19 protein-coding genes are annotated in these 24,417 nt (G+C 55.0%); 12 read left to right on the top strand and 7 right to left on the bottom strand.

All coding sequences use genetic code 11. The annotated features are described in order from the left end of the window. Positions 1 to 38 precede the first annotated feature (38 nt). Positions 39 to 1,073, top strand: coding sequence for an AI-2E family transporter (locus OGX75_RS10995; RefSeq protein WP_047457210.1), 1,035 nt, complete (start codon positions 39 to 41; stop codon positions 1,071 to 1,073). 60 nt (positions 1,074 to 1,133) lie between these two features. Here the strand turns inward: OGX75_RS10995 and pntB are convergent, their stop codons facing one another. Both pntB and pntA read right to left on the bottom strand, forming a co-directional pair. Continuing rightward, the gene (pntB, locus tag OGX75_RS10990) at positions 1,134 to 2,522 is read right to left on the bottom strand and encodes a Re/Si-specific NAD(P)(+) transhydrogenase subunit beta (RefSeq protein WP_286451572.1); all 1,389 of its coding nucleotides are present in this window, start codon (positions 2,520 to 2,522) and stop codon (positions 1,134 to 1,136) included. Positions 2,523 to 2,532: 10 nt separating this feature from the next. Continuing rightward, positions 2,533 to 4,062 (bottom strand): Re/Si-specific NAD(P)(+) transhydrogenase subunit alpha, encoded by a 1,530-nt coding sequence (gene pntA, locus OGX75_RS10985; RefSeq protein WP_071258296.1) that lies wholly within the window; start codon positions 4,060 to 4,062, stop codon positions 2,533 to 2,535. A gap of 525 nt (positions 4,063 to 4,587) precedes the next feature. Between pntA and ydgH the strand changes: the two genes are divergently transcribed. The 3 genes from ydgH to folM all read left to right on the top strand — a co-directional run bounded on the left by ydgH (position 4,588) and on the right by folM (position 7,963). Beyond that, positions 4,588 to 5,532 carry a DUF1471 family protein YdgH gene (gene ydgH, locus OGX75_RS10980; RefSeq protein WP_286451573.1) on the top strand — a complete coding sequence of 315 codons (945 nt, stop codon included), beginning with the start codon at positions 4,588 to 4,590 and terminating at the stop codon, positions 5,530 to 5,532. A gap of 289 nt (positions 5,533 to 5,821) precedes the next feature. After that, positions 5,822 to 7,204 (top strand): amino acid permease, encoded by a 1,383-nt coding sequence (locus OGX75_RS10975; protein WP_012132487.1) that lies wholly within the window; start codon positions 5,822 to 5,824, stop codon positions 7,202 to 7,204. 36 nt (positions 7,205 to 7,240) lie between these two features. Next, entirely contained in the window at positions 7,241 to 7,963 is a 723-nt protein-coding gene (gene folM / locus OGX75_RS10970; RefSeq protein WP_024130355.1) for a dihydromonapterin reductase, read from the top strand. Here the strand turns inward: folM and OGX75_RS10965 are convergent. Next, complete coding sequence (locus OGX75_RS10965; RefSeq protein WP_012132490.1) at positions 7,960 to 8,295, bottom strand: GlpM family protein; 336 nt, start codon at positions 8,293 to 8,295, stop codon at positions 7,960 to 7,962. The two genes, folM and OGX75_RS10965, sit on opposite strands and share 4 nt — an antisense overlap. Positions 8,296 to 8,422: 127 nt before the next feature. On the opposite strand from OGX75_RS10965, the gene rstA reads away from it, so the two are divergent. The 3 genes from rstA (at position 8,423) to tus (ending at position 11,498) form a co-directional block, all read left to right on the top strand. Then, positions 8,423 to 9,157, top strand: a complete 735-nt coding sequence (gene rstA, locus OGX75_RS10960; protein WP_024130356.1) for a two-component system response regulator RstA — start codon at positions 8,423 to 8,425, stop codon at positions 9,155 to 9,157. 12 nt (positions 9,158 to 9,169) lie between these two features. Continuing rightward, positions 9,170 to 10,471 (top strand): two-component system sensor histidine kinase RstB, encoded by a 1,302-nt coding sequence (rstB, locus tag OGX75_RS10955; RefSeq protein ID WP_248623288.1) that lies wholly within the window; start codon positions 9,170 to 9,172, stop codon positions 10,469 to 10,471. Positions 10,472 to 10,568: 97 nt separating this feature from the next. Continuing rightward, positions 10,569 to 11,498: a DNA replication terminus site-binding protein gene (gene tus / locus OGX75_RS10950; RefSeq protein WP_012132493.1), complete on the top strand. Its 930-nt coding sequence runs from the start codon at positions 10,569 to 10,571 to the stop codon at positions 11,496 to 11,498. On the opposite strand, the gene fumC is transcribed toward tus, so the two are convergent. Both fumC and fumB read right to left on the bottom strand, forming a co-directional pair. Then, complete coding sequence (gene fumC, locus OGX75_RS10945; RefSeq protein ID WP_112002420.1) at positions 11,495 to 12,898, bottom strand: class II fumarate hydratase; 1,404 nt, start codon at positions 12,896 to 12,898, stop codon at positions 11,495 to 11,497. The two genes, tus and fumC, sit on opposite strands and share 4 nt — an antisense overlap. 159 nt (positions 12,899 to 13,057) lie before the next feature. Then, positions 13,058 to 14,704: a class I fumarate hydratase gene (gene fumB / locus OGX75_RS10940; protein WP_012132495.1), complete on the bottom strand. Its 1,647-nt coding sequence runs from the start codon at positions 14,702 to 14,704 to the stop codon at positions 13,058 to 13,060. A 261-nt stretch (positions 14,705 to 14,965) separates the two neighbouring features. On the opposite strand from fumB, the gene manA reads away from it, so the two are divergent. Beyond that, entirely contained in the window at positions 14,966 to 16,141 is a 1,176-nt protein-coding gene (gene manA / locus OGX75_RS10935) for a mannose-6-phosphate isomerase (protein ID WP_049011602.1), read from the top strand. A gap of 102 nt (positions 16,142 to 16,243) precedes the next feature. Continuing rightward, positions 16,244 to 17,752, top strand: a complete 1,509-nt coding sequence (locus OGX75_RS10930; protein WP_112002419.1) for a YdgA family protein — start codon at positions 16,244 to 16,246, stop codon at positions 17,750 to 17,752. A 70-nt stretch (positions 17,753 to 17,822) separates the two neighbouring features. On the opposite strand, the gene OGX75_RS10925 is transcribed toward OGX75_RS10930, so the two are convergent. Continuing rightward, positions 17,823 to 18,851, bottom strand: a complete 1,029-nt coding sequence (locus OGX75_RS10925; protein WP_112002418.1) for a Mal regulon transcriptional regulator MalI — start codon at positions 18,849 to 18,851, stop codon at positions 17,823 to 17,825. Positions 18,852 to 19,027: 176 nt separating this feature from the next. Here OGX75_RS10925 and malX point away from each other — a divergent pair, with 176 nt between their 5' ends. The 3 genes from malX (at position 19,028) to add (ending at position 22,905) form a co-directional block, all read left to right on the top strand. Continuing rightward, positions 19,028 to 20,620, top strand: a complete 1,593-nt coding sequence (malX, locus tag OGX75_RS10920; RefSeq protein WP_112002417.1) for a maltose/glucose-specific PTS transporter subunit IIBC — start codon at positions 19,028 to 19,030, stop codon at positions 20,618 to 20,620. Positions 20,621 to 20,630: 10 nt separating this feature from the next. Further along, entirely contained in the window at positions 20,631 to 21,803 is a 1,173-nt protein-coding gene (locus OGX75_RS10915) for a MalY/PatB family protein (protein WP_112002416.1), read from the top strand. Positions 21,804 to 21,903: 100 nt separating this feature from the next. Further along, positions 21,904 to 22,905: an adenosine deaminase gene (add, locus tag OGX75_RS10910; protein WP_275166268.1), complete on the top strand. Its 1,002-nt coding sequence runs from the start codon at positions 21,904 to 21,906 to the stop codon at positions 22,903 to 22,905. 374 nt (positions 22,906 to 23,279) lie between these two features. Here the strand turns inward: add and OGX75_RS10905 are convergent, their stop codons facing one another. Continuing rightward, positions 23,280 to 24,320, bottom strand: coding sequence for an oxidoreductase (locus OGX75_RS10905; RefSeq protein ID WP_024130359.1), 1,041 nt, complete (start codon positions 24,318 to 24,320; stop codon positions 23,280 to 23,282). Positions 24,321 to 24,417 lie beyond the last annotated feature (97 nt).

Here is a 24,417-nt window from a genome sequence, read left to right as displayed (position 1 = left end):
TTATTATAAAGAGTAAGAACAAAAATTCAGGAATTATCATGGCAAAACCGATCATCACGCTTAACGGCCTGAAACTCGTAATCATGCTGGGAATGCTGGTCATCATTCTCACCGGTATTCGCTTCGCTGCCGATATTATTGTGCCGTTTATTCTGGCGTTATTTATTGCGGTGGTACTGAGCCCGCTGGTGCAGCGCATGGTCAGGCTTCGCATCCCGCGCGTTTTGGCCGTATCGATACTGATCGGGATTATCGTGATGGGCATGGTGTTGCTGCTGGCCTATCTCGGCACATCGCTAAATGAGTTAGCCCGCACGCTGCCGCAATACCGCTCATCATTGGTTGTGCCGCTGAAAAACATTGAACCGTGGCTACAGCGCCTGGGCATCGGCGTCTCGGTGGATGAACTGGTGAAATATATCGACCCTAACGCCGCCATGACGCTGGTGACGAATTTGCTGGCGCAGCTGTCTAACGCCATGTCATCCATTTTCCTGCTCTTGTTAACCGTGGTCTTTATGCTACTGGAAGTTCCGCAGTTGCCCGGTAAACTCCAGCAGATGATGGCCAGGCCGGTTGAAGGTATGGCCGCGATTCAGCGCGCAATCGACAGCGTGTCGCATTATCTGGTGCTGAAAACGGCGATCAGCATTATCACGGGCGTTGTGGTCTGGGGAATGCTGGCGCTGCTGGAAGTTCGTTTCGCATTCGTCTGGGGACTGTTGGCTTTCGCGCTTAACTACATCCCCAATATTGGCTCGGTTCTGGCCGCGATCCCGCCTATTGCGCAGGTTCTGGTGTTCAGCGGCCTTTATGACGCGCTGGTGGTGCTGACGGGGTATCTGATTATCAATCTGGTGTTCGGGAATATCCTTGAGCCCCGCATCATGGGGCGTGGATTAGGCCTTTCCACGCTGGTGGTTTTTCTCTCCCTGATCTTCTGGGGGTGGTTATTAGGCCCTGTCGGCATGCTGCTTTCCGTGCCGTTGACGATCATCGTTAAAATCGCGCTGGAGCAAACCTCCGGCGGGCAAAGCATTGCCGTCCTGCTCAGTGACTTGAATAAAACCTGATCTCTTCAGATGCAAAAACGGCCTCCTGAGAGGCCGTTTTATGACTTGCGCCGGTAAAGATTAAAGCGCTTTCAGAATCGCATCCACGCTGGCTTTCGCATCGCCAAACAGCATATGCGTGTTGTCTTTAAAGAACAGCGGGTTCTGCACCCCGGCATAGCCGGTATTCATCGAGCGTTTAAACACGATAACGTTTTGCGCTTTCCAGACTTCCAGAACCGGCATACCGGCAATCGGGCTACGCGGATCGTCCTGCGCCGCCGGGTTCACCGTGTCGTTCGCGCCGATAACCAGCACCGTATCGGTGTCAGCGAAGTCGTCGTTGATTTCGTCCATTTCCAGCACGATGTCATACGGCACTTTCGCTTCCGCCAGCAGTACGTTCATGTGACCAGGCAGGCGCCCTGCAACCGGGTGGATGCCAAAACGCACCTTGATACCGCGCGCGCGCAGTTTCTCGGTGATTTCCGCCACCGGGTACTGCGCCTGCGCAACCGCCATGCCATAGCCAGGGGTAATGATGACCGAGTGCGAATTTTTCAGCATGTCAGCCGTGTCTTCCGCCGTGATCTCACGGTGTTCGCCCGCGACCTGATCGTCGCCAGTAGAAGATCCATCGCTGCCGAAACCACCCGCGATAACGCTGATGAAAGAGCGGTTCATCGCCTTACACATGATGTAAGACAGAATCGCACCCGAAGAACCGACCAGCGCGCCGGTGACGATCAGCAGGTCGTTGCCCAGCATAAAGCCTGCCGCCGCCGCTGCCCAACCGGAATAGGAGTTCAGCATGGATACCACAACCGGCATATCCGCCCCGCCAATGGACGCCACCAGGTGCCAGCCGAAAGCCAGCGCAATAATGGTCATCACCAGCAGCGCCAGAACCTGCAAGCCAACGCTTTCGGTACGTACAAACACCACCAGCAGCAGGAAAGAAACCACCAGCGCCGCCAGGTTCATTTTGTGACGATTCGGCAGCATCAGCGGTTTGGACGAAATCTTACCGCACAGCTTGCCAAACGCCACCACGGAACCGGTGAAGGTAACCGCGCCAATGAAGATGCCGAGGAACACTTCCGTCAGGTGAATATTCACCAGAATCGGTTCCAGACCCGCCTCGTGGTACAGGTAGCTGTTAAAGCCCACCAGCACCGCCGCCAGGCCGACAAAGCTGTGCAGAATCGCTACCAGCTCCGGCATTTCGGTCATTTCAACGCGTTTCGCCAGACGGATACCGATCGCCCCACCGATAATCATCGCCACCAGAATCCAGGCAACGTTGCCGGTATCCGGGCCGAAGATCGTCGCCACCAGCGCAATCGCCATCCCGGCGATACCAAAGTTGTTACCCTGTCGGGACGTCTCATGCTTAGAGAGCCCGGCCAGACTGAAGATAAACAGGATCGCGGCAACAATGTATGCAGCTGTAACTACTCCTCCAGACATGTGTTACCCCTTAGTTTTTCCTGAACATTTTCAGCATACGCTGAGTCACGGTGAAGCCACCGAAAATATTAATGCTGGCGATAAGCACCGCGATAAAGCTCAGGAAACTCACCCAGCCTCCCTGGCCAATCTGTAACAATGCCCCGACAACGATAATCCCTGAGATGGCGTTAGTCACAGACATCAACGGCGTATGCAGCGCGTGCGAAACGTTCCACACCACGTAGTAACCCACCACGCAAGCAAGTGCGAAAACGGTGAAGTGGCCGAGGAACTCTTTCGGCGCCACGTCAGCCAGCCAGCCAAACAGAATGATCGCCAGCGCCATCAGCGCATATTTACGCCACGGTGAAGCCGGTTTTTCCGCTTCTTTCGGCGCAGGAGCCGCTTGCGGCGCAGCCTGCGGCTGAGCAGATACCTGAATCGGCGGCGCGGGCCAGGTAATTTCACCGTCACGCACGACCGTTACGCCGCGCACAACCACGTCGTCAAAGTCGACGTCGATATTGCCGTCTTTCTCTTTGCACAGCAGCTTAAGCAAGTTGACCAGGTTGGTGCCGTAAAGCTGGGAGGATTGCGTTGGCAGACGGCCCGGCAGATCGGTGTAACCGATAACCTTCACGCCATTGTCGGTCGTGGTCACCTGACCGGCGACGGTGTATTCACAGTTACCGCCGTTTTGCGCGGCCAGATCGACAATCACGCTGCCGGACTTCATGGAATCAACCATCTCGCGCGTGATCAGCGTCGGCGCAGGTTTACCCGGGATTAGCGCGGTCGTGACGATAATATCGACCTCTTTCGCCTGCGCGGCAAAGAGTTCCATTTCCGCTTTTATAAACGCTTCGGACATCACTTTGGCATAGCCATCGCCGCTGCCCGCTTCCTCTTTAAAATCCAGTTCGAGGAATTCAGCACCCATACTCTGAACCTGCTCTTTTACCTCTGGACGGGTATCAAACGCACGTACAATGGCGCCGAGGCTGTTTGCCGCGCCAATGGCCGCCAGACCTGCGACGCCCGCGCCAATCACCATCACTTTCGCTGGCGGCACTTTGCCCGCAGCGGTAATTTGCCCGGTAAAGAAACGACCAAATTCATGTGCGGCTTCCACAATCGCGCGATAACCGGCGATGTTGGCCATTGAACTCAGGGCATCCAGCGACTGCGCGCGCGAAATACGCGGCACGGAGTCCATCGCCATCACGGTTACATTGCGTTCCGCGAGTTTTTGCAATAGCTCAGGATTCTGCGCCGGCCAGAGGAAACTCACCAGCGTCGTGCCCGCATTCAGTAAAGGAATTTCATCGTCTTCCGGCGCATTGACCTTCAGGATGATCTCTGACTGCCAGACCGCATTTCCCTCTACAATTTCTGCGCCCGCTTCTGTAAATGCCTTATCGTCAAAACTTGCCAGTTGACCCGCGCCGCTTTCAACCGCGACGGTAAAACCCAGTTTCAGCAGTTGCTCAACCGTTTTTGGCGTTGCTGCGACTCGGGTTTCATTGGTTAACCGCTCTTTTGGTATGCCAATTCGCATAATGTTCCCTTCCATCGGTTTTTTTGATGATGGTTTGTCAGTGATCGCAGGATGCATACGCACGCCTGCGTAAGAGGTAAGTGCTACCCCGGAAAAATAAAACAGTAACAAACTCTCTATAACCTACTGAAAATAGCGCCTGTGATCTAGCGCCAAAAAACAGTATTTATTATGAAATTTGCAAAATATGAACGATTCAGCCCACAAACAGGAATAATGACCTTGAAATCACCTTCAGTGACCGATAATTCGCTCAAGCGAAGCGGCAAAACATGATTTAGCGCCATCGACATTCAATCGTTTAACATTAAATTAACTTATAAAATGCGTATGCTTTATCAGTTTTGCCGGTCAAGCGCCTGTTTTTTAGACATATCACCAAATGTTATCATTCTTGTCACTTCAGGCGGTACGATGAGTGAAAAATGACGCAGACATTTGCAGGGTTTAAATGCAATAATCAGCCACGTTTCTAGTCAATAACAATACCAGTACCTGGTTTGCGCAAGGCGAAGGATTATTTTTATGAAGCTTAAGAACACTCTCCTGGCGTCCGCACTGCTTTCTGCGACTGCTTTTTCCGTAAATGCAGCGACAGAACTGACGCCGGAGCAAGCGGCAGCACTAAAACCTTATGACCGCATTGTGGTCACCGGGCGTTTTAATGCCATTGGCGATGCGGTAAATGCCGTATCCCGCCGCGCAGATAAAGAAGGTGCAGCCTCTTTTTATGTTGTTGATACGTCCGATTTTGGCAACAGCGGTAACTGGCGTGTCGTGGCTGACGTTTATAAATCAGACGCGCCAAAATCCGACGCGCCTCAAAACCGTGTAATTAACGGTATCGTCGAATTACCGAAAGATCAGGCCGTGCTGCTGGAACCTTACGACACCGTAACGGTGCAGGGTTTCTACCGTAGCCAGCCGGAAGTGAATGACGCCATCACCAAAGCAGCAAAAGCGAAAGGCGCCTACTCGTTCTACATTGTGCGTCAGGTCGATGCCAACCAGGGCGGCAACCAGCGTATTACCGCGTTTATCTATAAAGAAGATGCGAAGAAACGCGTTGTCCAGAGCCCGGACGTTATTCCTGCTGATTCCGATGCGGGTCGTGCAGCGCTGGCCACCGGCGGTGAAGCAGCGAAGAAAGTGGAGATTCCGGGCGTCGCGACGACCGCTTCTCCAAGCGCTGAAGTCGGACGCTTCTTCGAAACGCAATCCTCAAAAGGTGGACGTTACACTGTCACTCTGCCTGATGGAACGAAAATCGAAGAGCTGAACAAAGCGACCGCGGCGATGATGGTGCCGTTTGACAGCATCAAATTCACCGGCAACTACGGCAACATGACGGAAGTCTCCTACCAGGTTGCCAAGCGTGCGGCGAAGAAAGGCGCGAAATATTATCACATTACCCGCCAGTGGCAGGAACGTGGTAACAACATGACGATCAGCGCCGACCTGTATAAGTAAAGTACGCTTCCGCCATCCGGTGTTGTCATAACGCCAGATGGCGAGACCAGGCATCTTATCCGGCCTACGTGTTAGTAGGCCTGATGAGCGTAGCGCCATCAGGCGCCAATACGATGCTGCCCTATGTGAAATCTACCCACCTTTAGCATTTTTAGTCACAAATGTTTCAGAGATCATTGCATGCGGTCTCTTCTCTCCGTAAAATCCCGCGCCTTAGTGGCTTTCACCATTTTTATGCGTTTTGCCAAAATAATTATTCTCCCACTCTCGTTTTTATAACTGGATACCGATGGAAAAGAAACTGGGACTGAGCGCGCTGACCGCGCTGGTTTTAAGCTCAATGCTTGGCGCAGGTGTGTTTAGTCTGCCACAGAACATGGCAGCGGTGGCCAGCCCGGCAGCGCTGCTGATTGGCTGGGCGATTACGGGCGTCGGGATACTGCTACTGGCTTTCGCTATGCTGATCCTGACGCGCGTTCGCCCGGAACTGGATGGCGGGATTTTCACCTACGCGCGCGAAGGTTTCGGCGAACTGATCGGTTTCTGCTCCGCCTGGGGATACTGGCTCTGTGCCGTTATCGCCAACGTCTCTTATCTGGTTATCGTTTTTTCTGCCCTGAGCTTCTTTACCGATACGCCGGAACTCCGCCTGTTTGGCGACGGCAACACCTGGCAGTCCATCATCGGCGCGTCGGTGCTGCTTTGGGTGGTGCACTTCCTGGTGCTGCGCGGTGTGCAAACCGCCGCCAGCATCAACCTGGTCGCGACGCTGGCGAAGCTGTTGCCGCTGGGGTTGTTCATCGTCCTGGCTATCATCATGTTTAAGCTCGATACGTTCAGCCTGGATTTCACCGGTCTGGCGCTGGGCGTTCCCGTCTGGGAGCAGGTTAAAAACACGATGCTCATCACGCTGTGGGTGTTTATCGGCGTGGAAGGCGCGGTTGTCGTCTCCGCCCGGGCGAGAAATAAGCGTGATGTCGGACGTGCGACGCTGCTGGCGGTTCTCGCCGCATTGGGCGTCTACCTGCTGGTGACGCTGCTCTCTTTAGGCGTCGTCGCCCGCCCGGAACTGGCGGAGATTCGCAATCCGTCAATGGCGGGTTTGATGGTGAAAATGATGGGGCCGTGGGGCGAAATCATTATCGCGGCGGGTCTTATCGTTTCAGTCTGCGGCGCTTATCTGAGCTGGACCATTATGGCGGCGGAAGTGCCGTTTCTGGCCTCAACGCATAAAGCCTTCCCGCGCATTTTCGCCCGCCAAAATGCGCAAGGCGCGCCATCGGCTTCGCTGTGGCTCACCAACGCGTGCGTTCAGATCTGCCTGGTGCTGATCTGGCTCACAGGTTCGGATTACAACACACTGTTGACGATTGCTTCAGAGATGATTCTGGTACCCTATTTCCTGGTCGGCGCGTTCCTGCTGAAAATCGCCGCGCGCCCTCTTCATCAGGCGGTAGGTGTCGGGGCCTGCATTTATGGCTTATGGTTATTGTATGCGTCCGGCCCGATGCACCTGTTGCTGTCGGTGGTGCTGTATGCGCCGGGATTGTTAGTTTTCCTCTACGCACGCAAGACGCATACGCACGATAATGTCCTGAATCGTCAGGAAGTGATGTTGATCGGTCTGCTACTCATCGCCGCTGTTCCGGCTACGTGGATGTTGGTGGGGTAATCGTCGCCCCATTGTTTGATGCCAAAGGAGACTACAATGGGTAAAAACCAGCCCTTGCCCATCCTTATCACGGGAGGAGGCCGCCGCATCGGCCTCGCGATCGCGTGGCACTTTCTCAATCAAAAACAGCCGGTGATTGTCAGCTACCGGACGCACTATCCGGCCATCGACGGCCTGACGCAAGCGGGCGCGCTGTGCATTCAGGCCGATTTTTCCACCGATGACGGCGTCCTGGCATTTGCTGAGAAGATAAAAACCCATACGCCAGGCCTGCGGGCTATTTTGCATAACGCCAGTGCCTGGATGGCCGAGGCGCCTGGCACCCCGCTCTCTGACGTGCTGGCATGCATGATGCAGATTCACGTCAATACGCCCTATCTGTTAAACCATGCGCTGGAAAGACTGTTGCGCGGCCACGGACATGCGGCCACCGATATCATCCATTTTACGGACTATGTTGTGGAACGCGGCAGCGACAAACACATCGCCTATGCCGCCAGTAAAGCAGCGCTGGATAATATGACCCGCTCCTTTGCCCGCAAACTGGCCCCGGAAGTGAAAGTCAACGCCATCGCCCCGTCGCTGATCCTGTTTAACGAAAACGACGACGCCGAGTACCGTCAGCAGGCGCTCAATAAATCCCTGATGAAGACAGCGCCCGGCGAGAAAGAGGTAATCGACCTGGTGGATTACCTTCTCACCAGCTGCTTCGTTACCGGCCGCAGTTTCGCCGTGGATGGCGGCCGGCACCTGCGTTAATGCAATTTGATCCAGCAAAATATCAGCAGCCATGCGCTCAGGCCCCAGCACACCACCGCCCCGCCGAGCGCAACGGGCAAACGCAGAAAACCGGTGAAATACCAAAGCGTGGCGAGGTAGACAAAATAAGGGATGATCGACCACATACTGAATACAATGGTCGTGCGTAACGCGTCAATTCCGCGCTCGCTGGCGACAATATAGTGGGCAATCAGTGCAAATGTCGGAAAAAGCGGAATTAATCCGGCGATATAGTAATTTTTTGTTTTTGCCAGCAAACCAATCAATACCACCACCAGCGCACCCAGCGCGGCTTTTATCACGAGTCCCATTTCGATGCCTTAACACATCAATAACATTGAGGCTGTAGCATAACGGAAGCGCTCTCGTTTAGAAAAGATTAATGGAAGGGAAAACGGAGGCGGTGTATGTTGGCGTTTTCTCCGCGTAATGAACGTTATGAACACCATCGTATTTGTTGAGGATGACCCTGAAGTTGGCTCGCTGATTGCCGCTTATCTGGCGAAACACGATATTGAGGTGCTGATTGAACCTCGCGGCGATCTGGCTGAAGAGACGATCCTTCGCACACAACCCGAGTTGGTGTTACTGGATATCATGCTGCCGGGCAAAGACGGTATGACCATTTGCCGCGATTTGCGAGGCCGCTGGCAAGGGCCGATTGTCCTGTTGACCTCGCTGGACAGCGACATGAACCACATCCTGGCGCTGGAAATGGGCGCCTGTGACTACATCCTGAAAACCACGCCCCCTGCCGTGCTCCTCGCCCGTCTGCGCCTGCATTTACGGCAGAATGAACTCACCGCGCAGGCAAAAGGCATTCAGGATACGGCAATGACCCCGCATAAAACGCTGCGTTTTGGCGCGTTGATTATTGACCCGGTCAATCGTTCAGTCGCCCTCTCCGGCGAACCGGTTTCGCTTTCCACCGCCGATTTCGAATTACTCTGGGAACTGGCAACCCATGCCGGGCAGATTATGGATCGCGACGCGCTGCTGAAAAACTTGCGCGGCGTCAGCTACGACGGCATGGACCGCAGCGTGGATGTCGCTATCTCAAGGCTGCGTAAGAAATTGCAGGATAACGCCACCGAGCCCTATCGAATCAAAACGGTTCGCAACAAAGGGTATCTGTTTGCCCCCCATGCGTGGGAAGAGAGTCAACGTGATTAACCGGGTGCATCAATGAAAAAACTGTTCGTTCAGTTTTATCTGCTGCTGTTTGTCTGCTTTCTGGTCATGACCCTGTTGGTCGGGCTGGTGTATAAGTTCACCGCAGAACGCGCAGGCAGACAGTCGCTGGATGATTTGATGAAAAGCTCGCTGTATTTAATGCGCAGCGAATTGCGGGAGATCCCTCCGCGCGACTGGGGGAAAACCCTCAAAGAGATGGATCTTAATCTCTCTTTCGATTTGCGCGTAGAGCCACTCAATAAATACAAACTCGACGCGCTTACCACACAGCGGCTGCGCGAAGGCGACATCGTCGCGCTGGACGATCAGTATACGTTTATCCAGCGCATCCCTCGCAGCCATTACGTGCTGGCCGTCGGGCCGGTTCCTTATCTCTATTTTCTTCACCAGATGCGGCTACTGGATATCGCGCTGATGGCCTTTATCGCCATCTCCCTCGCCTTTCCGGTGTTTATCTGGATGCGCCCGCACTGGCAGGAGATGCTGCGCCTGGAGGCCGCCGCTCAGCGTTTTGGCGAAGGGCACCTCGCAGAGCGCCTTCACTTCGACAACGGTTCCAGTTTTGAACGTCTCGGCATCGCCTTTAACCAGATGGCGGATAACATCAACGCGCTGATCGCCAGTAAAAAACAGCTTATTGACGGCATTGCCCACGAACTGCGTACACCGCTGGTGCGTCTGCGTTACCGGCTGGAGATGAGTGAAAATCTCAGCGCACAGGAGTCGCAGGCGCTGAATCGCGATATCGGCCAACTGGAAGCGTTAATCGAAGAGTTACTGACCTATGCGCGGCTGGACAGGCCGCAGACTGCGTTAACGCTCACCGTTCCCGACCTCCCCGTGTGGCTGGCGAGCCACCTGGAAGACGTACAGAGCGTCAACCCCGGGTGCACGGTGCGGCTCAGCCAGCTTACGCCTGGCGATTACGGCGCGCTGGATATGCGGCTAATGGAGCGTGTGCTGGATAATCTGCTCAATAACGCGCTGCGTTATTCCCATTCCACCGTTCAGGCCAGCCTGTTGTTAAGCGGCAATCAGGCGACCCTGATTGTTGAAGACGACGGCCCCGGCATCGCGCCAGACGCGCGCGAACATGTGTTCGAACCCTTTGTGCGCCTCGATCCCAGCCGCGACCGCGCTACCGGAGGCTGCGGGCTGGGGTTAGCCATCGTGCGCTCCATCGCCCTGGCGATGGGCGGAACGGTAAACTGTCGCGAAAGTGAACTGGGCGGCGCCAGATTCACCTTCAACTGGCCCGTCTGGCAAAACATCCCCGAATTTCCCCCTGCCTGACGCATAGCGCACGATGGTCAGGCCGGGTATGATGTGATATACAGTAAGTATGTTGTAACTAATATCCTTCTTTCTGCGACACTGAAATGGTGGTGATATGGCCCGTTACGATCTTGTCGAACGCCTGAATGGTACTTTTCGCCAGACAGAACACGCCCTGGCAACCCTGACAGAAAATCTCGAACAGCAACCGCTGCTGATTGCCCGCGTCTTCTCCCTCCCCGAAGTGACCAAAGAGGCGGAGCACAACCCTCTGGCGACCATTGCGGTGGAGCAGCATCTGGGAAAAGAGGCCGAATCGCTGGCGCTGCGCCACTATCGCCACCTGTTTATTCAGCAACAGTCTGAAAATCGCAGCAGCAAAGCGGCGGTTCGCCTGCCCGGCGTATTGTGCTATCAGGTTGATGATGCCACGCAGGCCGCGCTGGAAAACCAGATCCAGCACATCAATCAGTTAAAAACGACATTTGAGCGTATTGTGACGGTGGAATCAGGATTGCCGTCAGCGGCGCGTTTTGAGTGGGTGCATCGCCATCTGCCCGGTCTTATCACGTTGAATGCCTACCGCGCGTTAACGGTGATCAAGAATCCCGCCACCCTCCGTTTTGGCTGGGCCAACAAGCACATTATTAAGAATCTGCGCCGGGATGAGGTGCTGGCGCAACTGGAGAAAAGCCTGAACACGCCGCGCAGCGTGCATCCCTGGACGCGCGAAGAGTGGCAGGCCAGGCTGGAGCGCGAATATCAGGATATCGCCGCCCTGCCGCAACAGGCGCGGCTGAAGATTAAAAGACCGGTGAAGGTACAGCCGATTGCCCGCGTCTGGTACAAAGGGCAGCAGAAACAGGTTCAACACGCCTGCCCGACGCCGCTTATCGCGCTGATCAATACCGATAAAGGCATGACCGTGCCGGATATCGGCGAACTACTGAATTACGATGCGGACAATGTTCAGCACCGCTTTAAGCCTCAGGCGCAACCGTTGCGACTTATCATCCCCCGGTTGCACCTGTATGTGGCGGATTAACGGCCGGGCTTCATGCTGCCCACCATCAGTTCCGGGCGCACCCAGCTATCAAACTCGGCTTCAGTGAGATACCCCAGCGCCAGGGCGGAGGCTTTTAAGGTCAGCCCTTCCTTGTGCGCTTTTTTGGCGATCTCCGCCGCTTTGTCATAGCCGATGTGCGTGTTGAGCGCGGTGACCAGCATCAGCGATTCATTGAGCAGTTGATTAATACGCTCACGGTTTGGCTCAATACCGACCGCACAGTGCGCATTAAAGCTTTCCATCCCATCCGCCAACAGGCGTACCGATTGCAGGAAATTATGGATAACCATCGGGCGATAGACGTTAAGCTCAAAGTTTCCCGACGCCCCGCCCATATTGATAGCCACATCGTTGCCCATCACCTGACAGCAGAGCATGGTCAGCGCCTCGCACTGGGTCGGGTTCACTTTGCCTGGCATAATCGAACTGCCCGGCTCGTTCTCAGGAATGGCAATTTCACCAATGCCGCATCGAGGGCCAGAGGCCAGCCAACGAACGTCATTAGCGATTTTCATCAGCGACGCCGCCAGCCCTTTTAGCGTGCCGTGCGCATGAACCAGCGCATCACAGGTCGCCAGTGCTTCAAACTTGTTCGGCGCCGTCACAAATGGCGCGCAGGTGATCACCGCCAGCTCATCCGCCACGCGGCGGGCATATTCAGGATGAGTGTTCAACCCTGTGCCCACCGCCGTACCGCCCAGCGCCAGCTCCGCCACATGCGGCAGGCTATTTTCAATATGTTTGAGATTGTGCTCCAGCATCGCCACCCAGCCGGAAATTTCCTGACCGAGCGTCAGCGGCGTCGCATCCTGCAAGTGCGTGCGGCCAATTTTCACAATGTCGGCAAACGCATGGGACTTTTTGCGCAGCGTATCGGTCAGGACATTAAGCTGCGGGATGAGATGCTTGCGTAGCGCCAGCAGCGCCGCAACGTGCATCGCGGTCGGGAAGACGTCGTTCGAACTTTGGCTTTTATTGACGTCATCGTTCGGGTGAACTTTGCGCTCCATGCCGCGAACGCCGCCCAGCAGTTCGCTCGCGCGGTTCGCCAGCACTTCGTTCATGTTCATGTTGCTTTGCGTGCCCGACCCGGTTTGCCAGATCGCCAGCGGAAATTCGTCGGGATGTTTATCGGCCAGCACTTCATCAGCCGCCTGCATAATGGCGGAGGCTTTTTCCGCCGACAGCAGCCCTAAGTCCTCGTTAACTTTGGCTGCCGCACGCTTGGTCAGCGCCAGCGCATGGATCAGCGAGACGGGCATTTTCTCCGTGGAGATACGAAAATGCTCCAGCGATCGTTGGGTTTGCGCTCCCCAAAGTTTATCTGCCGGAACATCAATCCCGCCCATCGAATCTTTCTCGCAGCGTACCGTCGTCATTACTTTCTCCTTGTTAACAATGAAGTTGAGGACATGCTCACACACCTGTCAGGATTAAGTATTGATTGCTTCATAAATACTGCATGGCGCTTTGTGCGCTTCTGAAATGCCGGGCGGCACAGCGCCTTACCCGGCCTGCAAATGTACCTTCTTATTGTCTTACTTCACGCAGCGCGTGCACTGCGAAGTTTGAATTTGCTGGAAGAAATCATTGCCTTTGTCATCCACCAGGATAAAGGCCGGAAAATCTTCCACTTCAATTTTCCAGATCGCTTCCATCCCCAGTTCAGGGTATTCCACGCATTCCAGACTCCTGATGCTGCCCTGCGCCAGCACGGCGGCAGGCCCGCCAATGCTGCCCAGATAGAAGCCGCCGTGTTTATGGCAGGCATCGGTCACCTGTTGGCTACGGTTGCCTTTGGCCAGCATAATCATACTGCCGCCCTGCGACTGAAGCTGATCGACGTAAGAGTCCATACGTCCTGCGGTCGTTGGCCCCAGCGAACCGGACGCGTATCCTTCAGGCGTTTTTGCCGGCCCCGCGTAGTAGATCGGATGATCTTTAACATACTGCGGCAACCCTTCGCCACGGTCCATCCGTTCTTTCAGTTTGGCGTGCGCGATATCACGCCCCACAATAATCGTCCCGTTCAGCGACAGACGAGTCGAAACCGGATACTGCGACAACTGTTGCAGGATCGCTTTCATTGGCTGATTGAGGTCAACGCGAACCGCCTCGCCTTCGCCTGCCTGGCGCAATTCTTCAGGAATATATTTACCCGGATTATGTTCCAGTTTCTCGATCCAGATACCTTTGCGGTTGATTTTCGCTTTAATGTTGCGATCCGCAGAGCAGGAGACGCCCATCCCGACCGGACAGGACGCGCCGTGACGCGGTAAACGAATGACGCGGATATCATGGGCAAAATATTTACCGCCGAACTGGGCGCCTAACCCGAGATTCTGCGCTTCCGTCAGCAACTCTTTTTCCAGCTCCACGTCGCGGAATGCCTGACCGTGTTCGTTCCCTTCCGTCGGCAGTTCGTCATAGTATTTTGCGGAGGCCAGCTTAACCGTTTTCAGCGTTGCTTCCGCCGACGTCCCGCCGATCACGAAGGCGATGTGATACGGAGGACAGGCCGCCGTCCCCAGAGTGCGCATTTTATCGACCAGGTAATTTTTCAGTTTGCCCGGCGTCAGCAGCGCTTTGGTTTCCTGATACAGATAGGTTTTGTTGGCGGAACCGCCGCCTTTGGCGATACACAGGAATTTGTATTCATCGCCATCAACGCTGTAGAGATCAATCTGCGCGGGCAGGTTGGTGCCGGTATTGACCTCTTTATACATATCCAGCGGGGCATTTTGCGAATAGCGCAGGTTATCTTCGATGTAAGTGTTATAAACGCCGCGCGCCAGCGCAGCCTCATCACCGCCGCCAGTCCAGACGCGCTGGCCTTTTTTACCAACGATAATGGCCGTACCGGTGTCCTGGCAGGTTGGTAAAATCCCTTTTGCGGCAATGTCCGAGTTGCGCAGGAATTGCAGCGCGACATATTTATCGTTTTCGCTGGCGTCCGGGTCGCGCAGGATATCAGCGACCTGCTGTTGATGCGCAGGGCGCAGCATAAACGAAGCATCGTGGAATGCCTGACGCGCCATCAGCGTTAGCGCTTCAGGAGCGACCTTAAGCACTTCCTGCCCTTCAAATTCGGCAACGGAAACGTGCTCACTGGTCAACAGGTAATATTCGGTATCGTCCTTTTTGAGGGGAAAAGGAGCCTGATAATGGAAGGGTTTGTTCGACATTGTTCTCTCACTTACTGCTCGGTCTGGTTATTCTCTGGGCAGATGTTCCATTGCCCTGCTTACCCGTCACGCCTCCAGCGGCAGACATGTTATTGTCCTGCAACCCGAATGCGTCAGGGTGTAAAAAGCGAGTTACACTATCCTACACAATTTTTTAACAAAAACTGAGACAAGTACGACTTTTTGCGCGCAGAGGTTACTTCCCGCGGGTTTCTTGGTTTAATACGCGAATTAATTTCCATATTGAAACAGGGCTTGATAATGCAAAAACTCATCAACTCAGTGCAAAACTATGCATGGGGTAGTAAAACTGCGTTAACGGAACTCTACGGCATTGCGAATCCGTCTCAGCAGCCAATGGCAGAGCTCTGGATGGGCGCCCATCCCAAGAGCAGCTCCCGAATTGAAGGCGCTGACGGGAAAGCCGTCTCGTTACGCGACGTGATTGAGCACGATAAAGCCACACTGCTGGGTGAGTCTGTCGCAAAACGTTTTGGCGAGCTGCCCTTCCTGTTTAAAGTGCTGTGTGCCGCGCAGCCGCTTTCCATCCAGGTTCATCCGAATAAACACAACTCAGAAATGGGTTTCGCGAAAGAGAATGCGGCCGGTATTCCGATGGATGCCGCCGAGCGTAACTATAAAGATCCGAACCACAAGCCTGAACTGGTCTTTGCCCTGACGCCGTTCCTGGCGATGAACGCATTCCGCGAGTTCTCTGAGATTGTTTCCCTGCTGCAACCTGTTTCCGGCGCGCATACCGCCATTGCCCACTTCCTGCAAGAACCGAATGCCGAACGCCTGAGCCAGCTGTTCGCCAGCCTGCTCAATATGCAGGGCGATGAAAAATCCCGCGCGCTGGCGGTACTGAAAGCGGCGCTGAACAGCCAACAGGGTGAACCGTGGCAGACGATCCGCGTCATATCCGAATTTTACCCGGATGACAGCGGCCTCTTCTCTCCACTGCTGCTGAACGTGGTCAAGCTGAACCCTGGCGAAGCCATGTTCCTGTTTGCCGAAACGCCTCATGCCTATTTGCAGGGTGTGGCGCTGGAAGTGATGGCGAACTCCGATAACGTCCTGCGCGCCGGGCTGACGCCGAAATATATCGACATTCCTGAACTGGTCGCAAACGTCAAATTCGTTGCCAAACCAGCGGATCAGCTGCTGACAACGCCGGTAAAACACGGTGCGGAACTGGACTTCCCGATTCCGGTGGAAGATTTCGCGTTTTCGCTGCATGACCTCTCCGCTCAGGAAACGGCTATCAGCCAGCAGAGCGCCGCCATTCTGTTCTGCGTGGAAGGAGAAGCGGTGCTGAGCAAGGGCGAGCAGCGTCTGGTGTTGAAACCCGGCGAATCCGCGTTTATCGGCGCTGATGAGTCTCCGGTCAACGCCAGCGGCGTGGGCCGTTTGGCCAGGGTTTACAACAAGCTGTAGCAACATACTGAATTTTTTAATAACTCTTGCTAAGCTAGTTAAAGGCTCACAACTTCTCCAGGCGGTTTAATCCGCCTGGTTTCATTTTTATGGATAATCGATATGAAAAAATCGCTGGTAGCTACAGGTGTGATCGTCGCCCTGGGCGTAGTCTGGACAGGCGGGGCCTGGTACACCGGGAAAAAACTGGAAACGCATCTCGCACAGATGGTGAATCAGGCAAATGAGCAGCTTAAACGCACGGCGCCTGAAGCCGCCATTGAGCTGAGCTATCAAAACTACCAGCGCGGCATTTTCAGCAGCCAGTTACAGCTGGTGGCGAAGCCTGTCGAAGGCAAGGAAAACCCCTGGCTGAAACCAGGACAAAGCGTCGTACTGAACGAAGCGGTGGATCATGGCCCTTTCCCGTTCACACAGTTGAAATCGTTTAACCTTATCCCTGCGATGGCCTCGGTGAAGACGACCCTGGTCAACAACGACGTCACCAGACCGTTGTTTGATATCGCAAAGGGCGAGACGCCGGTCGAGATTAATTCCCGGATTGGTTATGGCGGCGATACCCGCTCAGATATCTCGCTCAAGCCGTTGAATTATGAAAATAACGGTGAAAAAGTCGCCTTTAGCGGCGGGGAATTTCAGCTGAATGCCGATAAAGACGGCAATGTTGTTTCACTGTCAGGCGAAGCGCAAAGCGGCCTGGTGGATGCCGTCAACGAATATAACCAGAAAGTCCAGATTACTTTTAATAATCTGAAAACCGACGGTTCCAGCACCCTGGCCAGCTTCGGCGAGCGTATTGGCAACCAGACGCTGTCGCTGGAAAAAATGACGGTATCGGTAGAAGGTAAAGAGATGGCCGTGCTGGAAGGCATGGTGATCGACGGTAAGTCCGATCTCGTCAACGACGGCAAAACCATCAATAGCCAGCTGGATTACTCGCTGAACAGCCTTAAAGTGCAGAATCAGGATCTGGGTAGCGGCAAGCTGACGCTGAAAGTGGGACAGATCGATGGTGAAGCCTGGCACCAGTTTAGCCGCCAGTATAACGCTCAGACTCAGGCGCTGATGACGCAACCCGAGGTGGTGCAAAATCCTGAACTTTATCAGGAGAAAGTGACCGAAGCGTTCTTTGGCGCCCTGCCGCTGCTGATGAAAGGCGAACCGGTGATTACCGTCGCGCCGTTAAGCTGGAAAAACGCTAAAGGCGAGACCGCGCTGAACCTCTCCTTGTTCCTGAAAGATCCGGCCGCGACCACTGAAGAACCGCAAACGCTGACTCAGGAAGTGGATCGTTCCGTTAAATCTCTTGACGCGAAGCTGACGATCCCGATGGATATGGCCGTTGAGTTTATGACTCAGGTCGCCAGACTGGAAGGTTATCAGCAGGAAGATGCCGATAAGCTGGCGAATCAACAAGTCAAAGGGTTAGCCGCGATGGGGCAAATGTTCCGCATCACCACGTTGCAGGATAATACCATCGCCACCAACCTACAGTATGCCAATGGTCAGGTAACGCTCAACGGGCAAAAAATGACGCTGGAAGAGTTTGTCGGCATGTTTGGTATGCCTGCGCTCTCCGTGCCGGACGCTCCGGCGATTCCTCAGCAGTAAGTTTTCTGTACGTCCCGCGCCCGGCGGGATTTTCCCGTCGGGCCGCCATTCAAACACCTGTCCCGCCACGCTATTTTTGCGTCACCAGACGAGCGGAAATGGTCTGGCTGCGCGAATGGCTCTCTTCATGACCAATCCGTTGCAGGATGCGCTCCGCAAGGGTATAGCCAATTTCGCGAGCTGGCGTACTGGCCCAGATAATCGGCAGATCGTCCAGCGCGTTTTCCGCCACATCAGCAAACGCCGCCAGCGAGATCTGTTGTTCAAAATAGCGATCAACGCCAATTTCACCACTCTGCCGCCCCGCTTTCATCAGGCCAAACCATGCCCCCATTGCAATGGTTTCGTTGTAGCACACCACTGCGCTGATGGTCGGGTTATGCCGCAGTAATGCGGTAATGGCTTCGGCGGCCTGCTTCTGGCTGGATGCGCACTCCAGCACCCAGTCGCTGTGAAAAGGCAACCCAAACTTCAGCAGCGTCGCGCAATAGCCGCCGACGCGCTCCGCGCGCGTTAATGAGGAGCTTTGCCCTCCCAGCCACGCGATCCGCTGATGCCCAAGGCGAATCAGATGTTCCGTCAGTAGCTGCGCCGCCTGCATGTTATCCGGCCGGACAGTATCCACCTCTTCCAGATAACTGGCGCGCGAGGCAAACACCACCGGAATCCCTTTTTCTTCTGCCCGTTCCCGGAGCGCATCGCTGCTACCCGCCGCTCCGGCGATCACCACGCCATCCACACCCTGATTAAGGAGCATAGCGAAGCGCTGACTCAGCTGTTCGCCATCCTGACCGCCGTGCAACAAAAAGACCATGCGCCCCTGCGCTTCCAGCGCCTCTGTCAACCCGGCCGTGAGTTCCGCATAAAAAGGCGCAGACAGATCGCGCACAATCAGCCCAATGACGCCGCTTTGCCCACCGCGAAGCGCCGATGCCTGGCGGTTACGCACAAAGCCCAGCTGTTCAATCGCCGCGTTAACCCGCTCGCCGGTGGCTGACGAAATCCGCCCTTTGCCACTGAGCACTAATGAGACGGTACTGACGGAAACGCCAGCCGCCAACGCGACATCATGAATGGTGGTTTTTTTGGCTATAGCCATGAAAAAAGAAAGCTCCCTGATAACGTGACAGATAAAACGTTTTATCAATCACTTATATTTATACGCTTTATTATCGTTCGATAATGTGATTTGCGCCGCACTAAAATTAGGTAAAACGTTTTATCTTCTCGCTCAAATAATTGACCACAGCCTTCTTTTTCACGAGGAGTCGTTAGATGACGACGAAGACAACACCAAAAATAACATTATGGGAATTTTTCCAGCAGTTGGGTAAAACGTTTATGCTGCCCGTGGCGCTGCTCTCTTTCTGCGGGATCATGCTGGGGATCGGCAGCTCGTTAAGCAGCCACGATGTCGTCACCCTGCTCCCGGCGCTGGGCAACCCGGTGCTACAGGCCATCTTTACCTGGATGAGTAAAGTCGGCTCGTTCGCTTTTAGCTTCCTCCCGGTGATGTTTTGTATCGCGATTCCGCTCGGTCTGGCGCGTGAAAACAAAGGTGTCGCCGCGTTTGCCGGTTTCGTCGGTTACGCCGTAATGAACCTTGCCGTGAACTTCTGGTTAACGGCGAAAGGCATTCTGCCGACGACTGACGCCGCCATTCTGAAAGCCAATAACGTACAGAATATCCTCGGGATTCAGTCTATCGACACGGGGATTCTGGGGGCGGTGATCGCCGGTATCGTTGTCTGGATGCTGCATGAGCGTTTCCACAATATTCGTCTGCCCGATGCGCTGGCTTTCTTTGGCGGTACGCGTTTCGTGCCGATCGTCTCTTCCGTGGTGATGGGACTGGTCGGGCTGGTCATTCCGCTGGTATGGCCTGTTTTTGCAATGGGCATCAGCGGTCTGGGCCACATTATCAATAGCGCGGGTGATTTCGGTCCGATGATCTTTGGTACGGGTGAGCGCCTGCTGCTGCCGTTCGGCCTGCACCACATTCTGGTCGCGTTGATTCGCTTTACCGAAGCGGGCGGTACGCAGGAAGTCTGCGGCCATAGCGTGAGCGGCGCGTTGACCATTTTCCAGGCGCAGCTGAGCTGCCCGACAACGCACGGCTTCTCTGAAAGTGCGACCCGCTTCCTGTCTCAGGGGAAAATGCCTGCCTTCCTCGGCGGCTTGCCGGGCGCTGCGTTGGCGATGTACCACTGTGCGCGTCCTGAAAACCGTCACAAAATTAAGGGCCTGCTGATTTCTGGTCTTATCGCCTGTGTCGTTGGCGGTACCACAGAGCCGCTGGAATTCCTGTTCCTGTTCGTCGCGCCTGTGCTGTATGTGATTCACGCCCTGCTGACAGGTCTGGGATTCACCATCATGGCGATCCTCGGCGTCACCATCGGCAACACCGACGGCAACATCATCGACTTTGTGGTATTCGGGGTCCTGCACGGTCTGTCGACCAAGTGGTATCTGGTTCCGGTGGTCGCCGCCGTCTGGTTCGCGGTGTACTACGTCATCTTCCGTTTCGCTATTACGCGCTTTAATCTGAAAACGCCGGGCCGCGATACCGAAATCGCCAGCAATATTGAAAAAGTCATGGCGGGCACGCCAGGGAAATCAGGCTATAACGTCCCGGCGATTCTGGCCGCGCTTGGCGGCAGTGAAAATATCGTCAGCCTGGATAACTGCATTACCCGTCTGCGCCTGTCAGTGAAGGATATGTCGCTTGTGAATGTACAGGCGCTGAAGGACAATCGCGCTATCGGCGTAGTACAGCTGAATCAACATAACTTACAGGTGGTTATTGGCCCTCAGGTACAGTCCGTTAAGGATGAAATGGCAGGTCTGATGAACACGGTTGAGGCATAAGGACAACGATATGTTCGATTTTTCAAAGGTGGTGGATCGTCACGGTACGTGGTGCACGCAGTGGGATTATGTCGCCGATCGCTTTGGCGCCCCTGACCTGCTTCCGTTTACGATCTCGGATATGGATTTCGCTACCGCGCCGTGCATCCTGGAGGCCATCAACCAACGTCTGGCGCACGGCGTGCTGGGTTACAGCCGCTGGAAAAACGATGAGTTTTTAGGGGCGATCGCCCACTGGTTCGCAACCCGTCACCACACCACGGTCGACCCGCAGTCGATCGTGTACGGCCCCTCCGTGATCTACATGGTGTCGGAGCTGATCCGCCAGTGGTCATCCGTCGGTGAAGGGGTGGTGATTCACACCCCCGCTTACGATGCGTTCTATAACGCCATCGAAGGCAACCAGCGTACCGTTATGGCGGTTACGCTACAGAAAAACGCGGACGGCTGGCACTGCGATATGGCCGCGCTGGAAGCGGTGCTCGCCCGGCCAGAGAGTAAAATTCTCCTGCTGTGCAGCCCGCAGAACCCTACCGGAAAGGTATGGACGCGCGATGAACTGGAAACGATGGCTGAGCTATGCCATCGTCACGGCGTGCGGGTCATTTCCGATGAAATCCACATGGATATGGTATGGGGCGCGCAGCCGCATATCCCCTGGAGCAATGTGGCGCGTGGTCGTTGGGCGCTGCTGACCTCCGGGTCAAAAAGCTTCAACATTCCGGCGCTGACCGGCGCCTACGGGCTCATCGGCGATGAGGAAAGCCGCAATCGTTACCTCAGCGTATTGAAGGGGCGTGACGGGCTGTCGTCGCCCGCCGTTCTGGCGCTTAGCGCGCACATTGCCGCTTATCAACAGGGCGCGCCGTGGCTGGATGCCCTGCGCGAGTATCTTGCTGATAACCTGAATTATATCGCGCATGCGTTAAACACCGCGTTCCCGACGCTAAACTGGCAGGTTCCGCAATCGACCTATCTGGCCTGGATTGATCTGCGAGCGCTAAATATTGACGACCACGCCTTACAGGATGCGCTGATTCATCAGCAGAAAGTGGCCATCATGCCTGGGTATACTTATGGCGAAGAAGGTCGCGGGTTTCTTCGTCTAAATGCCGGTTGTCCACGTTCGAAACTCGAAAAAGGCGTTAACGGGCTGATCAACGCGATCCACGCTATACGCTGACAATGATTGCGCAATAAAATTATTTATTGCGCAACATAGATTTTACGCCCGTTTTATTTTTATAATGGCGAGCACTTTTATATTAAAAAAGAGTGCGACCATGATTGATACTTCCCTTCCGTTAACTGACGTTCATCGCCACCTTGATGGCAACATTCGAGCCCAAACTATTCTTGATCTTGGCCGCCAGTTCAATTTAGCCCTTCCGGCACAAACGCTTGACGCGCTCATTCCGCATGTGCAGATCACCTTAACGGAGCCTGACCTGGTCAGTTTTCTGGCAAAGCTCGACTGGGGCGTTAAAGTTCTGGCGTCGCTGGATGCCTGTCGTCGCGTGGCCTTTGAAAATATTGAAGATGCCGCCCGCAACGGCCTGCATTATGTCGAACTGCGTTTTTCTCCGGGTTATATGGCGATGACGCACCAGTTGCCTGTGGCAGGTGTGGTCGAAGCGGTCATCGCTGGCGTACGTGAAGGGTGCCAGACTTTTGGCGTTGAAGCTCGTCTGATCGGCATCATGAGCCGTACTTTCGGCGAGGCTGCCTGTCAGCAGGAACTGGAAGCGCTGCTGGCGCACCGCGATCACATTACTGCGCTTGACTTAGCGGGCGATGAACTTGGCTTCCCGGGCAGTCTGTTTCTCTCTCACTTTAACCGCGCGCGTGATGCGGGCTGGCATATTACCGTACATGCTGGCGAGGCGGCGGGACCGGAGAGCATCTGGCAGGCCATTCGCGAACTGGGCGCCGAGCGTATCGGTCATGGCGTGAAGGCCGTGGAAGATCGCGCGCTGATGGATTTTCTGGTCGAACAGCGAATCGGTATCGAATCCTGTCTGACGTCTAATATCCAGACCAGCACCGTTGCCTCGCTGGCTGCACATCCGCTGAAAACGTTCCTTGAGCATGGCGTGCAGGCAAGTTTGAATACGGATGATCCCGCGGTACAGGGTGTGGATATTATTCACGAATACACGGTAGCGGCGCCGGCGGCAGGATTAACCCGCGAGCAGATTCGTCAGGCGCAGATCAATGGTCTGGAAATGGCGTTTTTAAGCGAAGCGGAAAAACGCACATTGCGTGAGAAAGTCGCTGCGGTTTAAGCACGCAACGCCTGATGGCGCTGCGCTTATCAGTCCTGTAACGACACAACCGTAGGCCGGATAAGGCGTTTACGCCGTCATCCGGCAGCACCTACGCCTGATGGCGCTGCGCTTATCAGGCCTACAACTGCACAACCGTAGGCCGGATAAGACGTTTACGCCGTCATCCGGCAGCACCTACGCCTGATGGCGCTGCGCTTATCAGGCCTACAACTGCACAACCGTAGGCCGGATAAGACGTTTACGCCGTCATCCGGCAGCACCTACGCCTGATGGCGCTGCGCTTATCAGTCCTGTAACGACACAACCGTAGGCCGGATAAGGCGTTTACGCCGCCATCCGGCAACACCCGGCGCCAGAAGAGTACACCGTCATCACGCGAGGCACAGCGTAGAGCGATGCTTCGCTGATTCAATCCCCAGCTCAATCAACTCCATAATCTGGATCGCCTGGCTCGCCGGAACCGGGTTTTCACCATTGCCATTCAACGCGTCACGGATGCCCGCATAATAAGCCGGATAATTACCCGGCACCGTCAGCCAGGTCTCTTCCACACGGTCTTCGCCTTCCACGCGCGTCAACACGCCGTCACGCATGTCGTAACCCCAGTCTTCCTGCGGCAGTCGCTCACCGTTTTTCAGCCGCTCCTCTTGTGGATCGAGGCCATATTTCACGTAACTACCGCGTGAGCCATGCACGATATAACGTGCTGATTCTGCCGCCGCCAGCATCGTACCGTGCAGAATCACCCGACGCTGCGGGTAGGATAATATCGCGTGGAAATAATCCGTCGACTGCGCGCCAGGACGAAGCTGCGCCAGATCCACCGTCATGCTGACCGGCAAACCGAACAGATTGATCGCCTGATCCAGCAGATGCGGCGCCAGATCGTACCAGATACCGCTGCCAGGGCCGCCCTGTTCGCGCCAGCGATCGCGTACCTGCGGGCGGAAACGGTCGAAATGGGATTCAAAGTAAGCCACTTCCCCCAGAACGCCATCGGCCAGCAATCCTTTCAGCGTCAGGAAATCACTGTCCCAACGGCGGTTATGGAACACAGAAAGCACGCGCCCCAGGCTGCGCGCCAGGGCGTCGAGTTCACGGGCTTGTGACAGTGTCACGGTAAAGGGTTTATCCACAACCACATGTTTTCCCGCTTCAAGCGCGGCTTTCGCCAGCGGAAAATGGGTGTCGTTGGGCGTAGGAATGACGATAAGGTCGATATTCGGATCGTTAAAAAGATGCTTAGGCTCTGAGACAACCGCCACAGAAGGCCAGTCCGCCTTCACTTTTGTTTCATCACTACTGGAAACCGCCGCCAGTTCCAGACCCGGCGTCCCCACGATTAAGGGCGCATGGAAAGTCTTGCTGGCATAACCATAACCAATTAGCCCTACCCGGATGTTGTCACTCATGTCTTTGCCTCTCATGTCAGAACGGGGTCATTTCACACTATCCCTTAACCACTCACAATAGTTTAATAACCGCCAGGTTATAAAGGTTGTTGCTTAA

Source organism: Citrobacter sp. CK199 (genome assembly GCF_030333285.1).
GTDB lineage: Bacteria > Pseudomonadota > Gammaproteobacteria > Enterobacterales > Enterobacteriaceae > Citrobacter_B > Citrobacter_B koseri.
Note: the sequence above shows the minus strand (reverse complement) of the source record. Positions and strands in the feature narration are given on the sequence as shown.

Coding starts and splice junctions, on each gene's coding strand:
- OGX75_RS10975 (WP_012132487.1), top strand. CDS start 5,822: ATGGAAAAGAAACTGGGACTGAGCGCGCTGACCGCGCTGGTTTTAAGC.
- rstA (WP_024130356.1), top strand. CDS start 8,423: ATGAACACCATCGTATTTGTTGAGGATGACCCTGAAGTTGGCTCGCTG.
- folM (WP_024130355.1), top strand. CDS start 7,241: ATGGGTAAAAACCAGCCCTTGCCCATCCTTATCACGGGAGGAGGCCGC.
- OGX75_RS10965 (WP_012132490.1), bottom strand. CDS start 8,295: ATGGGACTCGTGATAAAAGCCGCGCTGGGTGCGCTGGTGGTGGTATTG.
- OGX75_RS10995 (WP_047457210.1), top strand. CDS start 39: ATGGCAAAACCGATCATCACGCTTAACGGCCTGAAACTCGTAATCATG.
- pntA (WP_071258296.1), bottom strand. CDS start 4,062: ATGCGAATTGGCATACCAAAAGAGCGGTTAACCAATGAAACCCGAGTC.
- pntB (WP_286451572.1), bottom strand. CDS start 2,522: ATGTCTGGAGGAGTAGTTACAGCTGCATACATTGTTGCCGCGATCCTG.
- OGX75_RS10915 (WP_112002416.1), top strand. CDS start 20,631: ATGTTCGATTTTTCAAAGGTGGTGGATCGTCACGGTACGTGGTGCACG.
- malX (WP_112002417.1), top strand. CDS start 19,028: ATGACGACGAAGACAACACCAAAAATAACATTATGGGAATTTTTCCAG.
- manA (WP_049011602.1), top strand. CDS start 14,966: ATGCAAAAACTCATCAACTCAGTGCAAAACTATGCATGGGGTAGTAAA.
- add (WP_275166268.1), top strand. CDS start 21,904: ATGATTGATACTTCCCTTCCGTTAACTGACGTTCATCGCCACCTTGAT.
- fumB (WP_012132495.1), bottom strand. CDS start 14,704: ATGTCGAACAAACCCTTCCATTATCAGGCTCCTTTTCCCCTCAAAAAG.
- OGX75_RS10930 (WP_112002419.1), top strand. CDS start 16,244: ATGAAAAAATCGCTGGTAGCTACAGGTGTGATCGTCGCCCTGGGCGTA.
- OGX75_RS10905 (WP_024130359.1), bottom strand. CDS start 24,320: ATGAGTGACAACATCCGGGTAGGGCTAATTGGTTATGGTTATGCCAGC.
- tus (WP_012132493.1), top strand. CDS start 10,569: ATGGCCCGTTACGATCTTGTCGAACGCCTGAATGGTACTTTTCGCCAG.
- rstB (WP_248623288.1), top strand. CDS start 9,170: ATGAAAAAACTGTTCGTTCAGTTTTATCTGCTGCTGTTTGTCTGCTTT.
- ydgH (WP_286451573.1), top strand. CDS start 4,588: ATGAAGCTTAAGAACACTCTCCTGGCGTCCGCACTGCTTTCTGCGACT.
- fumC (WP_112002420.1), bottom strand. CDS start 12,898: ATGACGACGGTACGCTGCGAGAAAGATTCGATGGGCGGGATTGATGTT.
- OGX75_RS10925 (WP_112002418.1), bottom strand. CDS start 18,851: ATGGCTATAGCCAAAAAAACCACCATTCATGATGTCGCGTTGGCGGCT.